A 13,702-nucleotide genomic window follows, 5' to 3' on the forward strand; every position below is an offset into this window, starting at 1 on the left:
CGCAGATGGTTCGCGAGGAAGCCCGAGTCCGACGTGCGGTCGGCGGCCAGATCGTTTTTCATCGCCTTGATGGTGTTCTCGTCCTAGCCGCGCGCGGTATAGAGCGTGGCATACAGCATCTCGGGGTCCGGCTCGGTCAGCGAGGTCACGACATAGCGCGGATTGACACCCAGCGCCATCACCTCGGCTTTGACGATGACGCGCGGTGTCATCGGCCAGGAGCCGGCGGCATAGCTCAGTTCCTCGTAGGTTCGGGTCGCATCGGGCCCGGCGATACCCAGTCGCTCGGCTTCGCGGCAACGACGCGCGTGCTGGCGTTGTGTGCGCTCCAGGATCGGGTCCGCCCGGCGGTTGAGCTTGGCATTGCCGCCCAGACCGAACAGGAAATCGGTCCACGGATCGTCGACGGCCAGCGCCATGAGTTCCGGGTTGGCGAAATGACTGTCACCGCGCAACAGAAAATAAAAGCCGGCGCCTGTCCGTCTTTTATTTTCAAAGACTTCGCGGCCGATGGCCGCGGCGAGTATGCGGTCGCATACTCGCGCTGTTAAGCCGAAAAATCATCTATTTTTGTGCCGGGTTAATAGCGGCCGAGCAGGCGCGGCAGTTCGCCGAAATCGGTGAAGCGCACCAGGTCGGCATGCGGATGATCGCCGATCGTGCGGCGATGATCGTAGCCGAACACGCGCATGCCGGCGCGGCGGGCGGCTTCGACTCCGGGGTCGCTATCCTCGATCACCGCACAGTGTTCGGGGGCCACGCCCAGGGCGCGCGCCGCGTGCAGGAACAGATCGGGCTCGGGTTTCCAGGCTTCGATGTCGTAGGCCGAAAACACGAGGTCACCGAAATACTCGGCCAGCCCGGTCACGCGCAGCGCCGTGGCCAGCTTGCCCGGCGGCCCGGACGAGGCCACACAGCGCGGGCTGCCGATCGCTTCGATGGCCGCGTGAACGCCCGGAATGGCCTGCAGCTCGCGCTCGAATACACCGCTGGCGTAGGCACGGTAGCGCGTGGTGAAGTCCGCGCCGAGGTCGATGCCGTGGCGGGCGGCGAGAATGTCGCACATGTCGGCGAACTTGCCGCCGCGGAACTCGGCTTCCACCGCGACCGCATCCAGATGGATGCCGTGGTCGGCGGTGATCATGTCCACCATGCAGCGGGCGTTGAGCAGTTCGCTGTCGACAAGCGTGCCGTCGCAGTCGTAGATGACGGCGGCGATGGGTCGGGCCTCGGCCATGGTCGGCGGTCCTCGCTATGATGAAGCCGTAAAAGCGCCGGGGCAGTGTAGCCCTCCGCCCCGGCCGCGGCGAGTCCGACCGCCACGCCGCTCGGATGCGGGGCACCATGCCGGCCGCCATGGCATGGTGATTCCGGGGCGCCACCTGGCGACAACGGCGGCGACGCGCATCCGGTCGTGAGCAGGCGCGCGGTGTCGATCAATTGACGCATGGGCGGGCGGTCCATAATCTTGCCCGGATGTCGGATGACGAACGCGCGATCTCGGCCTTTATCGAACGCATGGGCCTGTCCGCCCAGGGCGACGGCATGCCGCGGATCGCCGGTCGCATTCTCGGCTATTTCATCGTGCATGGTGGCCCGACCAGCCTGTCGGCGCTGGCGCGTGAGCTCCGGGTATCGCGGGCGAGCATCTCGACCAATGCCCGCATGCTGCGCGATCTGGGCGTACTCGAGGCCACCGCCGTGCCGGGGGATCGTCAGGACTACTATCAGCTCGCGCCACGCCATTATCTGCGCGTGCTGGAAGGCTACATCGAGCGCATGGGCGTGCTCAGCGAGTCGTTGTCCACGGCCCAGGCCGAGATCGACGACGAGCGCGCGGGTGCCCAGGCGCGTCTGGCCGACATGCACCGCTTCGTCGATGCCGCCCGCGCCCAGACCCGGGCGCTGATCGACAATCTGCGCGCCGATCCGGCCAACGACGACTGACGGGCGCTCCGCCCGGGGCTGCTATGCTCGCGGGGCCGGTTTCCGACAGGATCGTGATCCCGCTTCCGGCAGGACTTTGACAATGAGCCGCGCATGACCGCCGACTGGTTGCATCTGAGCGCCGATACCTGGCGATATCTGTCGCTGCCGGTGATCAGCGCACTGGTCGGCTACGTCACCAACGTGGTCGCGATCCGCATGATGTTCCATCCGGTCGAGTTCATGGGCGTGGCCCGGCCCTGGCTCGGCTGGCAGGGCGTCGTGCCGCGCAGGGCTTCGAAGATGACCGGCATCGCGGTCGATACCATCACCCGGTCGTTGATCACCGAGGCCGAGATGTTCGGCCGGCTCGATCCGGTTGAAGTGGCCACCGAGATCGAGGGGCCGCTGCTGGTCATGATCGATGACGTCATCGAGACCGTGATGCGCCGGCATTATCCCGTGCTCTGGCCGGCCGCGCCGGATGCGCTGCGCCGCGCGATTCACTATCGGCTGCGCGCGGCCGCGCCGCGGGCGGTGACCCGGGTGATGCTGGAGGTGCGCGCCAATATCCGTTATCTGTTCGATCTCAAGGGCATGATCACGCGCATCCTGGTGCGCGAGAAGACGCTGCTCAACCGGGTGTTCAAGCAGGCCGGGCACGATGAATTCATCTTCATCGGCCGCTCCGGGGCCTATTTCGGCTTCGCCTTCGGGCTGATTCAGATGGTGCTGTGGATCTTCTTTCCGGCCTGGTGGGTGTTGCCCTTGTTCGGTTTGCTGGTGGGTTGGGCGACCAATTGGCTGGCGCTCAAGATGATCTTTCATCCCAAGCGCGGGTTCGACCTGGGGCCCTGGCGCATCCAGGGGCTGTTCTTCCGGCGCCAGAAGCAGGTGGCGGCTGATTATGGCGGGCTGGTGGCCGATCATGTGATCACGCCGGAACATATTCTCGACGAGATCACCAACGGCCCGTATGCCGACAAGCTCCAGGCCATCGTCCGGCGCGAAGTGGGCGCGGCCATCGACGACACCATGCGCTACGCACGACCGTTGATGAGCTGGGCGCTGGCCGCGCGCGAGTACCAGCGGCTGCGGGCCGATGCCGAGGGCGAAGTCGTCGCGCGCATGCCGGCCATCCTCGAGCGCCTGACCGGCTATGCCCAGCGGCGCATGGCGGTGCGCGAGACCCTGGTCGCGCGGCTGCAGTCGCTTACGCCCGAACAGTTCGAATCCATGCTGCGCCCGGCCTTCGAGGAGGACGAATGGATTTTGATCGCAGTGGGCGCCGCGCTGGGGTTCGCGGCCGGCTGGATTCAGCTGGTTTTCGTGTTCTCCCGCGTGTTCGAACAGCATTTCGGTGCCCTGGGCTGATCGCGGGCGGGCTTGCAAGTCGTGGCCGGGGCGCCGAACCTGTGTCCATAGCCAGGGGCGCCCGCGCCCCGCGCAACCGGTGTGAGGCCCATGGCCGCGAGTCGCTTGCCGAAAAAACGGGGGCCCCGTGCGCTCGATCGTCTGATGGGCGTGATCCGCGATGCCGAGGACTGGCCACTGGCCGGATCCGCGGTGCGGCGGATGGCGGACGCCGAGACCTGGGCGCTGATCGAACTCAAGCAACGGCTGGACGAGCTGGGCGACTCGTCGCGCCCGCCGCGCGAGGCGGACCGGCCCGCGAGCGCCGCCGAGATGCTGGCCGGTCTCGTGCGGCGCTCGCGCGGCATCGATCCGGATGCCGCACTCGATGCCCTCTATCGCCAGACGCTGTCGCAGTTGGTGCCCGACCAGGTCGCCATGCTCGATGTGCTCGCCGAGCGCCGGGTCGCGCCGCTGTGTCATCTGGGGGCCAGCCGCCTGCCGGCCGGGCCGGTCAGCCTCACCGTGCTGTCGAACGCCAGCTCGCTCGGGCGCGAGGCCGGCGTGCTGCTGCGTGAATACGTACCGCAGTACATGACCCACCTGCTCGCGCTCGGCCTGTTGCGGGCCGGGCCCGAGGATGAGGCACTCGAGCCCGAATACGAGTTGCTCATGGCCGATACCCAGCTACGCGAGATGCGCGAGTACGTGCGCGAGAGCCTGCGCCTGTACCCGCGGACCCTGCGCGCCTCGGTCAGCCTGAGCGACTACGGTCGCGCGCTGTGGCGCGATTGCCGGCCCGCGGCCGAGGGACTGCTACAGCAGGGGCGGTACTAGGGCTTGGCAAGCCACGCATGCCTGGACGACGGCCGCGATCACGGACACACTGTCGCGGTTTGGTGAAAATAATAATTTTCGGTTGTGTGCCGTGAAACAGCGTCGAGTCGGAGGAAGTGCTGCATGAGCGACAGTCAACGCTCGATCGTCACTGCCTGGGATGTCGTCAAGCCCACGCGGGATCAGTTCGAAAATCCGGGGGCGGTGGCGCGTGGCATTGGCATGCTGGTGCGCTCGCGGTTTCGTGATCGGCTGACCATCGCCACCCTGATCGAGGCCCATGCGGCGCACCGTCCGCAGCATCCGGCCCTGGCGTTCGAGGGGCGCGAATGGACTTATGCCGAGTTCAATGCCGCCGCCAATCGGTTCGCGCGGGTGCTCGCGGCGGCCGGCATCGGGGCGGGCGATGTGCTGGCCCTGCTGGTCGAAAACCGGCCGGAAACCCTGATGCTGGTTGCCGCCGCTGCCAAGCTCGGTGCGGCGGCGGCGATGTGCAACAGCAAACAGCGTGGCGATGTGTTGGCCCACAGCCTGGCCACGGTCGAGCCAAGCGCGATCGTGGTCGACACCGAGTTGGCCGCGGCGTTTGCCGAGGTGCGGGGCGATGCGCGGCTGACGGGGCTGTCCCGCGTCTGGCAGTTGCCGCAAGGCCGGGGCGATGCGGCGATCGATGGCGCGGCCGATATGATGATTGCGGCAGCCGGCGAGTCCGGCGGCAATCTCGACGCCTCGGTCGAGGTCGCCAGTACCGCCACTTGTTTCTATATCTTCACCTCGGGCACCACGGGGTTGCCGAAGGCCTCGCGCATGAGCCATCGGCGCTGGCTGCGTGGCGGCGCCGGGCTGGGCCTGCTCGGCCTGCGGCTGACGGCCGAGGATCGCTTTTATTGCGCCCTGCCGCTTTATCACAACAACGCCCTGACCGTGTCGTGGGCGTCGGTATTGTGCGCCGGGGCGACCTTCTGTCTGGCGCGCAAGTTCTCGGTGTCGCGGTTCTGGGACGATATCCGGGCGAGCCGCGCGACGGTGTTTTCCTACATCGGCGAGCTGTGTCGCTACCTGCTCGCCGCGGATGACGGCACCGGCGATCGCGATCATCGGGTGCGCGCGGTGATCGGCAATGGGTTGCGCCCCGACATCTGGGACGACTTCAAGGCCCGTTTCGGGATCGAACGGATCTGCGAGTTCTACGGCGCCAGCGAGGGCAACCTGGTCTTCGTCAACGGTTTCAACATGGATCGCACGGCCGGCTTTTGTCCGTTGTCGTTCGCGGTCGTGGCCTACGATCCCGACACGGAACAACCCGTGGTTGACGATAACGGGCGTATGCGCGAGGTCGGCCGGGGCGAGGTCGGGCTGTTATTGAACAAGGTCACCGATTTCGCCCCCTTCGAGGGCTACACCGACGATGCCGCCGGCGAGAAGAAGCTGCATCGGGGCGTGTTCAAGGCCGATGACTGCTATTTCGATACCGGCGATCTGGTCCGGCGCCAGGGCATGCGGCACATCGCCTTCGTCGACCGGCTGGGCGATACCTTTCGCTGGAAGGGCGAGAATGTGGCGACCACGCAGGTCGAGAATGCGGTCAATGCCTTCGGCGGGGTGGCGGAATCGGTGGTCTACGGCGTGGAGATTCCCGGCGCCGATGGCCGCGCCGGCATGGTTGCGATCACGCCCGAGGGCGACCCCGAACGTTTCGACTGGTCCGGCCTGGCGGCGCATTTGCATGCGGAGTTGCCGGGCTACGCCGTGCCGGTGTTCGCCCGCCTCAAGCCGGAAGCCGAGGTCACCGGCACCATGAAGTACCGCAAGGTAGACCTCAAGAAGGACAGCTATGCGCCGGCATCCGGCGATACCGTCTATATGCTCGCGCCCGGGCGCGATGCCTATCGCCCCCTGGATACGGCGACCCGCGAGCAATTGAACGCGGGCGAATTGTCCTTGTAGCCGGTGCCGTCAGCCGGGGGCTTGCCCGGCCGACGGCTCGTCGTCGGGCCGGTCCGTGGCTTCATAGTGTTGGGCACCGAAGATCATGGCCCGGAACATGATCTTGGCCTCGCGCGCCATTTCGGCGGCGCTCAGCCCGGTGTCCTCGGTCAGCCACTCGGCGACCAGCTCGTTGAACATGCCCACGAGTGCCACCCCCGGCAGGCGGTAGTTGCGCTGCGGCAGCATGCCGGATTCGGCCATCAGTTCGGCATAGCGCTGGATGATATCCGCCAACGCATGCGTCGTCGCCCGGCGTTTTTTCTCCATCGCCTCGGATACGCCCACCGCTTCGATGCAGACGATGCGCCCGCGTCTGGGGTCGACCAGCAGGTAGTGGATGACCGATTCGATGGTATCGGCCACACGCTGGGTGAGGGTGTCGCGCCCGCTGGTCAGCGACGCGCGAATGATGTTCTCCATTTCCGCGACCAGCGCGTCGTAGACCGCGTGCAGGATGGATTCCCGTCCGCCGAACTGTTCGTAGAAATGGCGCGTCGAGACCTTCGCCTGGCTGCACACCGCCTCGATCGGCGTGGCGGCATAGCCGCGTTCGCCGAACAGCGCGGTGCCGGCGGCAATCAGCCGCTGGTGGCGTTGCCGGCGCAGTTCTTCGGCGGACAGGCCGCGATACCCGCGCTTGGGGCTACGACTCGAGCTGGTGCTTTTTCGGGCGGAATCGGTCACGGGTGAGCCTGCTTGACGGCGTTAATTCGATTGGTATTATCTGAAAATCGTTCTTTTTGAAAAGGGCTTTCGACAAAATATTTGCCTGTATAAGGCATGCAAGCCCTTAGGTTTTCCTGTTTTGGCGAGGTTGCCATGTTCGGACTGATTACGGCGCTGATTCTCATCGGTCTGTATTGGACCCTGTTGTATCGCGGTATATCGCTGGCCATGCTTACGCTTATCACGGCTGGCGTGTTGGCGGCGTATTGGGCGCTGGGCTTCTATGGCCTCACCGGGCTGGCTATCGCCGCGGTGTTGTTCGCCATCCCGGCGCTCGTGTTCAATCTGATACCACTACGCCGCGCCCTGATGAGTCGGCCGCTCTATGGCGTGTTCCGGCGCATTCTTCCGGAAATGGGGGCCACCGAGAAAGAAGCCATCGAAGCCGGCCAGGTCTGGTGGGAAGGCGAGATGTTCCGCGGCCGGCCGGACTGGAAGCAGTTGCTCGAGTTCAAACTCACGACGCTCACCGAGGCCGAACAGGCGTTTCTCGACAACGAAACCGAACAACTCTGCGCCATGATCGACGACTGGGAGGTCAATTTCGAACTCAAGGACCTGCCCGACCCTGTCTGGGACTATATACGCAACAACCGCTTCTTTGCGATGCTCATTCCCAAGGCGCACGGTGGATTGGGCTTTTCGGCTTACGCGCAATCCTGCGTGGTGGCCAAGATCGCCACGCGTTCGCTCACGGCCGCGGTTACGGTCATGGTGCCGAACTCGCTCGGCCCCGGAGAGCTACTGGTGCACTACGGCACGAAGGCGCAACAGGAAAAATGGCTGCCGGGCCTGGCCGGCGGCCGCGAGCTGCCGTGCTTCGCGCTCACCGGTGTCGAAGTGGGCTCCGACGCCACCCAGATGCCCGATACCGGCATCGTCACGAAGCGCACGATCGACGGCGAGGACGTGCTCGGGTTGAGCCTGACCTTCAACAAGCGCTACATCACGCTGGCGCCGGTGGCGACCGTCATGGGCCTGGCTTTCAAGCTCAAGGATCCGGACGGCCTGCTGGGCGATCCGGACACGGTCGACTACGGCATCACCTGCGCGCTGCTGCCGACGGATACGCCGGGGGTCGAGATCGGCCGCCGGCATTATCCGGGCGCGGTGTTCATGAACGGCCCGATTCACGGCAAGGACGTGTTCGTGCCGATCGACGCCATCATCGGCGGCCCGGCGCAGGCCGGCAAGGGCTGGCGCATGCTGGTGGAGTGCCTGTCGGCCGGGCGCGGTATTTCGCTGCCGGCACTGTCGACCGCTACCGGCAAGGGCATGTACGGCATCACCGCGGCGTACGCGCGCATCCGGCGCCAGTTCGGCACCGAGATCGGCAACTTCGAGGGGGTGCGCGAAGGCCTCGGCGTGATCGGCGGCTATGCCTATATCCTGGAAAACGTACGCAATCTCACTGCTTCCGGCGTGGATCACTGCACACCCAGCGTGGTCACGGCCATGATCAAGTATCACTCGACCGAGATGATGCGCACGGTCATCAACCATGCCATGGACATCCATTCCGGGCGCGGCATCATCATGGGCCCGCGCAACTATCTGGCGGCGGCCTATCAGGCGCTGCCGGTGGCGATCACGGTCGAAGGCGCCAACGTGATGACGCGCAGCCTGATGATCTTCGGCCAGGGCGCGATCCGCTGCCATCCCTACGTACTGTCGGAGATGGAGGCGGCGCACAATCCGGACTTCAAGGCCGGCCTGCGCACGTTCGACCGGTTGCTGTTTTCGCACATCGGTTATTCGATCAACCGCATGGTGCGCGCGTTCACGCTGGGCCTGACCGGCGCGCGCCTGGCGAAGGCGCCGGTCGACAACGCGATGAGCGATTACTATCGTCATCTGGAGCGCTTCTCGGCCGCGCTGGCGTTCTCGTCCGATGTCGCCATGGGCAGTCTGGGCGGCGCGCTCAAGCTCAGGGAATCGACCTCGGCGCGTCTGGGCGATGTGTTGTCGCATCTGTACATGGCCTCGGCCACGCTCAAGGGCTTCGAGGAACATGGCGCCACCGCGGAAGACACGGTACATGCCACCTGGGCCATGGCGTATCATCTGCATGCCATCGAGACCGCGTTTCACGATTTCGTGCGCAACTATCCGATCACCGCGCTGCGCCCGCTGCTTTCGGTGGTCGCCCTGCCAACCGGCCGTCGTTTTTCCGGGCCGAGCGATACCCTGAACGGCCGGCTTTGCGACATGATGTCGGCTATGAAACTCGATTCGGCTTTCGGCAAACGCATGAGCTACGACATATACGTCGGCCGCGGCGAGAATGACCCGATCGGCCGGCTGATGGCCGCCTACGACAAGCTCCGGGAAGTCGACCCGTTCTATGGCGATTTCCTGCGCGGCGTCAAACACGGCGAGATCGCGGGCGCGACCGTTGAAGCGCAACTTCAGGACGCCGTCTCCCAGGGGCGTCTCGACGCGCAGCAGGCCGACCGGATTCGGGAATACGACAGGCGGCGCTATGACGTGTTGCTGACCGACGATTTCTCCAAGGAATATCTGTTCAATCCGCATTCCGAGGACGCGCGGCGTGCCGAGGCCGAGGCATCCGCATCCGGGTGGCGCAAGGTGTCATGAATTTCTCGTTGCCCGGAACGCGCCGCATCGCCCTCGAAGGCAGCCCCGCCGATCTCGTTCGTATCGACCGGGCGGCCGAAGTCGCCCCGGCCGAGGCCGGTCTGAGCGAGTCCGCCGTGGCAGCGATCGCCTCGGCCATGCTCGACGACATGTTCGCCACCCGGGTGTATCCGGCGGTGATCTTCTGCCTGCGCCGACACGGGCGCATCGTGCTCAATCGCTCGACCGGCTATGCACGGGGCCTGGCGCCCGACCGCCCGCTGGCGCCCGGTGCGCGCATCGCCCAGCCGGATACCCCGGTGTGCCTGTTCTCGGCCAGCAAGGCCGTGATCGCCCTGCTGACGCACAAACTGGCCGAGGAGGGCGGCATCGACCTGGACCGGCCGGTGGCGCATTATCTGCCGGCCTTTGCCGCGCAGGGCAAGTCGCGTACCACGATTGCCCAGGTGCTTGCCCATCAGGGCGGTTTCCCGCGCTTTGCCGCCGGCGATCGCGGCCCCGAGGTGCTCACGGACTGGGACGCGTGCATCGAGCGCATCTGCGCGACGCCGGCCGAGGCCGGCGGGCGGCGGCTGGCATACCATGCCTTTACCGGCGGCTTCATTCTCGGCGAGATCATCCGCCGCGTGACCGATGCCCCGGTCACCGATTATCTCGATGCCAAGCTGCGCAAGCCGCTCGGCATGCGCTACTTCACCTACGGTCTGGATGGCCGGTCGCGCTCGCGCGTGGCCGAGAACCATGTCGCCGGTCAGCCGGTGCGCTGGCCGTTCTCGCGCTGGGCCGAGGAGGCGCTGTCGCTGCCGTTCGAGGACGTGGTGGATGTCTCCAATCGCGATTTCTTCATGGACGCGGTGATACCGTCGGGCAACCTGTATGCAACCGCCGAGGAGCTGTCGCGCTTCTATCAGATGCTGCTCGATGGCGGTGTGTATCAGGGCCAGCGCCTGTTCGAGGCTGCCACGTTGGCTCGTGCCATCCGGCCGGCGTCGAACCCGACACTCGATCGCACGCTGAAGATTCCCATGCGCTACAGCGAAGGGCTCATGCTCGGCATGAACCCGCTCGGCTTGTACGGCCCGATGTGCGGTTCGGCTTATGGCCATCTCGGCTTCATGAACATTCTCGGCTGGGCCGATCCGGCGCGCGGCCTGTCGGCGGCCCTGATGACCACGGGCAAGGCGATTCTCGGCGGGCATCTGGTCACCTTCATGCGCAGTCTGGGCGTGCTCAATCATCATTGCGGCGGGTTGCGGGCATGAATACGCCGCGCCACACCACCACGGGATACGGCGTCTGGCTGCGCGGCGGCGTGGCCGGGGCGGCCGATGTCTATGTCGGCACGGTGGATCTGGTCGAAAACGTGCATCGCACGATCGCCGACACCGGTGCGGCCGTGAACCCGGTGGTATGGCCCGAGCGCGCGATCAGCGGCATCGCCTATGCCGGCGTGCGCGGTATCGGTCGCGCCAGCTTCGCTTCCGCCCGCGGCCTCGCCGGTCTGACGCGAGGCGTCATGCCGGACGATAGCGACACCGGCGGCGCGCTGCTGGCCCTGCGCAGCGCGCTCAATGGGGCCGTCGGCGATCATCTGGCCGCCCGTGGCAACGAATTGGCCCTGCCGATGGTTTTTGTCGGTGCGGCCGGGCGGACGCTTGCAAACGACGACCCGCGCGGCCTCGGCGAGATGGCGAATCGCCGCCGGCTCGTGCTGCTGGTGCACGGGCTCGGCATGAACGATCGCCAATGGCGCCAAGGCGCGAATCCGGATTTCGGTGAGCGTCTGGCCGTCGACCATGGCTATGCGGCGCTTCGGCTGCGCTACAACTCCGGCCGCGATATCGCCATCAACGGCACCGAACTGGCGGCGCGCCTCGAACGCCTGGTCGCGGCCTGGCCCGCGCCGCTCGAGCGCCTGACCGCCGTCGGCCACAGCATGGGCGGTCTGGTGTTGCGCGCGGCACTCGAAGCCGGGCGCGCCGCGGGCCATCGCTGGCCCGACCTGCTGGCCGATTTGATCTGTCTGGGCTCGCCGCACCGCGGCGCACCCCTCGAGCGGCTCGGCGAATCGCTCAACCGCGGTCTGACATGGTCGCGCTATACGCGTGCTTTTCATGTCATCGGCGATGCCCGCAGCGCCGGGGTCAAGAATCTGCGTCATGGCCTGCCGCCGGCAAGCCGCTCGCAGGCCGGTCCGCCCGGCTGTTTTCTGGTCGCGGCCTCGCTCGGGCGTTCCGACGAAGACCCGGTCGGCCGCGTGCTCGGCGATCTGCTGGTGCCGGTCGACAGTGCCTTCGATCATCCGCGCGCGCTGCGGAAGGCGGACGTCGACGGCTGCGTGTTCTACGGCATGACGCATTTCGCGCTGATTCATCATGCGGATGTGTATGTGGCGATCCGGGAATGGCTGGCGCCGCGGCTGGGCGAGCCCGTGCGCCGTCGCACCGACCCAGCGAGGAGATGACGATGTCCGATATCAAGAAAGGTTTCGACGAGGCCGTCGACAAGGTGCGCAACGCGCCCGCGGACGGCGAATCCAAACCCTCGCAAGCTTTTCAGCTGAAAATGTATGGTTTGTATCGCCAGGCCGTCGACGGCGATGTGACCGGCAAGAAGCCGAGCCTGATCAACCCGGGCGCACGCTACAAGTGGCAGGCCTGGAAAGACAATGAAGGCATGAGCCGCGAGGATGCGATGGCGGCGTACGTCGCCGAGGTCGACAAGATCGAGGCCGAATACTCCTGACAGCCACGCCTGACGACATGCCGCGCGTTGGGCGACGCGCGGCGTGCGTACTATATTCGACCGACGGAACGGCCCCGATCGATCGCGGCCCGGCCGGCGCGATCAGAACCACAGGACGATTTCTCGATGAGCGACTATCTGGTCAACGCAGCCTCGAAACCGACACTGCGCAAGTTCATGGCGGCGCTGGGTATTCCGACGCCAGTGCAGCTGGCGCGCGCCGAGGGCGCATATCAGGCGCGATTCCTCGACGGCCAGCGCGTGCTGTTCGGTGCCGCGCCCGGCGCGAGCGCCCGCGAGACGGTGAGTGCCGTGCTCGCCGATAGCGGCGCACGCGTCGATACCAGCGACAAGCCGCAGCCCGGTGAGCAAGACGTGTACGACGCGCTGGTGTTCGATGCCACGAACATGAGCGGCACCGCCGATCTGAAGGCGTTGTACGCATTCTTTCATCCGGTCGCCCGCAAGCTCACCCAAAACGCGCGCGTGGTGGTACTCACCAGCCGTCCCGAGTCGATGGGGACCGTCGCGGCCGCCGCCGCGGCGCGCGCGGTTGAAGGCTTCACGCGCTCGTTCGCCAAGGAAATCGGCAAGTTCGGCTCTACGGTGAACCTGTTGTACGTGGAACCCGGCGCCGAACCGCGCATCGCGACACCGCTGCGGTTCTTTCTGTCGGACCATAGCGCCTTCGTGGATGGTCAGGCCCTGACCGTCAGTGCCGGCGGCATCGTCCCCGCCGAGCCGCCGCAAACCCAGGCGCTGGCCGGCAAGACGGCGCTGGTCACCGGCGGGGCGCGCGGCATCGGTGCGGCCACGGCGGCCCGGCTGGCCGCCGAAGGCGCGCATGTGGTGTGTCTGGATATTCCGCAGGACAAGGACACGCTGGAGCAAACGGTGGCCGAGTTCGGCGGCACCGCGCTGGCTCTCGACATCACCGACGACAACGCGCCACGCCAGATCGCCGATTTCTTCAAGGACAAGTTCGACGGCGTGGACATCGTCATCCATAACGCCGGCGTGACCCGCGACAAGACGCTGGCCAACATGCCCGAGCACTACTGGGACATGGTGCTGGCGATCAACCTGCAGGCCATTCTCGCGGTCGACGCGGTACTCATGGACGAACAGATCATCAACGAACACGGCCGCGTCGTGTGCCTGTGCTCGATCGGCGGCATCGCCGGCAATCGCGGCCAGACCAACTATGGCGCGACCAAGGCCGGCCTGATCGGCTTCGTCGAGCGCCGGGCCGATGCCCAGCGCGAGCGCGGGGTGACCGTCAACGCGGTCGCCCCCGGCTTCATCGAAACCCGCATGACCGCCGAGATGCCGTTCGGCGTGCGCGAGGCCGGCCGCCGGCTCGCCTCGCTCGGCCAGGGCGGCACGCCCGGTGACGTGGCCGAAGCCATCACCTTCCTGTGCACCCCCGGCGCTGGTGGCGTGTCGGGTAAAGTGCTGCGGGTCTGCGGGCAGAGCCTGATCGGCGCTTGAGTCAGCAGACCCGAGAAGCCGGCGTGTCGCCCTGCGG

Annotated in this window: 12 protein-coding genes; 9 read left to right on the forward strand and 3 right to left on the reverse strand. The window is 66.3% G+C overall.

Annotated elements, in window-relative coordinates:
* Window positions 1-83: 83 nt before the first annotated feature.
* Together ACS8YF_RS08585 and ACS8YF_RS08590 are read right to left on the reverse strand one after the other, a co-directional pair.
* Window positions 84-527 carry a transposase gene (locus ACS8YF_RS08585; protein ID WP_440849897.1) on the reverse strand — a complete coding sequence of 148 codons (444 nt, stop codon included), beginning with the start codon at window positions 525-527 and terminating at the stop codon, window positions 84-86.
* 53 nt (window positions 528-580) lie between these two features.
* On the reverse strand, window positions 581-1,237 hold the full coding sequence (locus ACS8YF_RS08590; RefSeq protein WP_440849807.1) for an HAD-IA family hydrolase: 657 nt from the start codon (window positions 1,235-1,237) through the stop codon (window positions 581-583).
* A 239-nt stretch (window positions 1,238-1,476) separates the two neighbouring features.
* Here ACS8YF_RS08590 and ACS8YF_RS08595 point away from each other — a divergent pair, with 239 nt between their 5' ends.
* From ACS8YF_RS08595 to ACS8YF_RS08610, 4 genes are all read left to right on the forward strand, one after another.
* Complete coding sequence (locus ACS8YF_RS08595; RefSeq protein WP_440849808.1) at window positions 1,477-1,947, forward strand: GbsR/MarR family transcriptional regulator; 471 nt, start codon at window positions 1,477-1,479, stop codon at window positions 1,945-1,947.
* Between the two features lie 93 nt (window positions 1,948-2,040).
* Entirely contained in the window at window positions 2,041-3,300 is a 1,260-nt protein-coding gene (locus tag ACS8YF_RS08600) for a DUF445 domain-containing protein (protein WP_440849809.1), read from the forward strand.
* Window positions 3,301-3,390: 90 nt separating this feature from the next.
* Window positions 3,391-4,116: a hypothetical protein gene (locus ACS8YF_RS08605; protein WP_440849810.1), complete on the forward strand. Its 726-nt coding sequence runs from the start codon at window positions 3,391-3,393 to the stop codon at window positions 4,114-4,116.
* A 123-nt stretch (window positions 4,117-4,239) separates the two neighbouring features.
* Window positions 4,240-6,063: a long-chain-acyl-CoA synthetase gene (locus ACS8YF_RS08610; RefSeq protein WP_440849811.1), complete on the forward strand. Its 1,824-nt coding sequence runs from the start codon at window positions 4,240-4,242 to the stop codon at window positions 6,061-6,063.
* A 9-nt stretch (window positions 6,064-6,072) separates the two neighbouring features.
* Here ACS8YF_RS08610 and ACS8YF_RS08615 read toward each other — a convergent pair whose 3' ends face one another.
* On the reverse strand, window positions 6,073-6,789 hold the full coding sequence (locus ACS8YF_RS08615) for a TetR/AcrR family transcriptional regulator (protein ID WP_440849812.1): 717 nt from the start codon (window positions 6,787-6,789) through the stop codon (window positions 6,073-6,075).
* A gap of 135 nt (window positions 6,790-6,924) precedes the next feature.
* Here ACS8YF_RS08615 and ACS8YF_RS08620 point away from each other — a divergent pair, with 135 nt between their 5' ends.
* From ACS8YF_RS08620 to ACS8YF_RS08640, 5 genes are all read left to right on the forward strand, one after another.
* A complete protein-coding gene (locus ACS8YF_RS08620) occupies window positions 6,925-9,429 on the forward strand; it encodes an acyl-CoA dehydrogenase (RefSeq protein WP_440849813.1) in 2,505 nt (834 codons plus the stop codon).
* Entirely contained in the window at window positions 9,426-10,691 is a 1,266-nt protein-coding gene (locus tag ACS8YF_RS08625; protein ID WP_440849814.1) for a serine hydrolase domain-containing protein, read from the forward strand. The genes ACS8YF_RS08620 and ACS8YF_RS08625 overlap by 4 nt, the downstream gene beginning before the upstream one ends.
* Window positions 10,688-11,893 (forward strand): esterase/lipase family protein, encoded by a 1,206-nt coding sequence (locus ACS8YF_RS08630; protein WP_440849815.1) that lies wholly within the window; start codon window positions 10,688-10,690, stop codon window positions 11,891-11,893. The genes ACS8YF_RS08625 and ACS8YF_RS08630 overlap by 4 nt, the downstream gene beginning before the upstream one ends.
* Window positions 11,894-11,895: 2 nt before the next feature.
* Complete coding sequence (locus tag ACS8YF_RS08635) at window positions 11,896-12,174, forward strand: acyl-CoA-binding protein (protein ID WP_440849816.1); 279 nt, start codon at window positions 11,896-11,898, stop codon at window positions 12,172-12,174.
* A 126-nt stretch (window positions 12,175-12,300) separates the two neighbouring features.
* Window positions 12,301-13,665: a 3-oxoacyl-ACP reductase gene (locus tag ACS8YF_RS08640; RefSeq protein WP_440849817.1), complete on the forward strand. Its 1,365-nt coding sequence runs from the start codon at window positions 12,301-12,303 to the stop codon at window positions 13,663-13,665.
* Window positions 13,666-13,702 lie beyond the last annotated feature (37 nt).

It is taken from the genome of Salinisphaera sp. SWV1, from assembly GCF_052044155.1.
GTDB lineage: Bacteria > Pseudomonadota > Gammaproteobacteria > Nevskiales > Salinisphaeraceae > Salinisphaera.

Coding starts and splice junctions, on each gene's coding strand:
- ACS8YF_RS08600 (WP_440849809.1), top strand. CDS start 2,041: ATGACCGCCGACTGGTTGCATCTGAGCGCCGATACCTGGCGATATCTG.
- ACS8YF_RS08620 (WP_440849813.1), top strand. CDS start 6,925: ATGTTCGGACTGATTACGGCGCTGATTCTCATCGGTCTGTATTGGACC.
- ACS8YF_RS08595 (WP_440849808.1), top strand. CDS start 1,477: ATGTCGGATGACGAACGCGCGATCTCGGCCTTTATCGAACGCATGGGC.
- ACS8YF_RS08590 (WP_440849807.1), bottom strand. CDS start 1,237: ATGGCCGAGGCCCGACCCATCGCCGCCGTCATCTACGACTGCGACGGC.
- ACS8YF_RS08610 (WP_440849811.1), top strand. CDS start 4,240: ATGAGCGACAGTCAACGCTCGATCGTCACTGCCTGGGATGTCGTCAAG.
- ACS8YF_RS08640 (WP_440849817.1), top strand. CDS start 12,301: ATGAGCGACTATCTGGTCAACGCAGCCTCGAAACCGACACTGCGCAAG.
- ACS8YF_RS08605 (WP_440849810.1), top strand. CDS start 3,391: ATGGCCGCGAGTCGCTTGCCGAAAAAACGGGGGCCCCGTGCGCTCGAT.
- ACS8YF_RS08630 (WP_440849815.1), top strand. CDS start 10,688: ATGAATACGCCGCGCCACACCACCACGGGATACGGCGTCTGGCTGCGC.
- ACS8YF_RS08635 (WP_440849816.1), top strand. CDS start 11,896: ATGTCCGATATCAAGAAAGGTTTCGACGAGGCCGTCGACAAGGTGCGC.
- ACS8YF_RS08625 (WP_440849814.1), top strand. CDS start 9,426: ATGAATTTCTCGTTGCCCGGAACGCGCCGCATCGCCCTCGAAGGCAGC.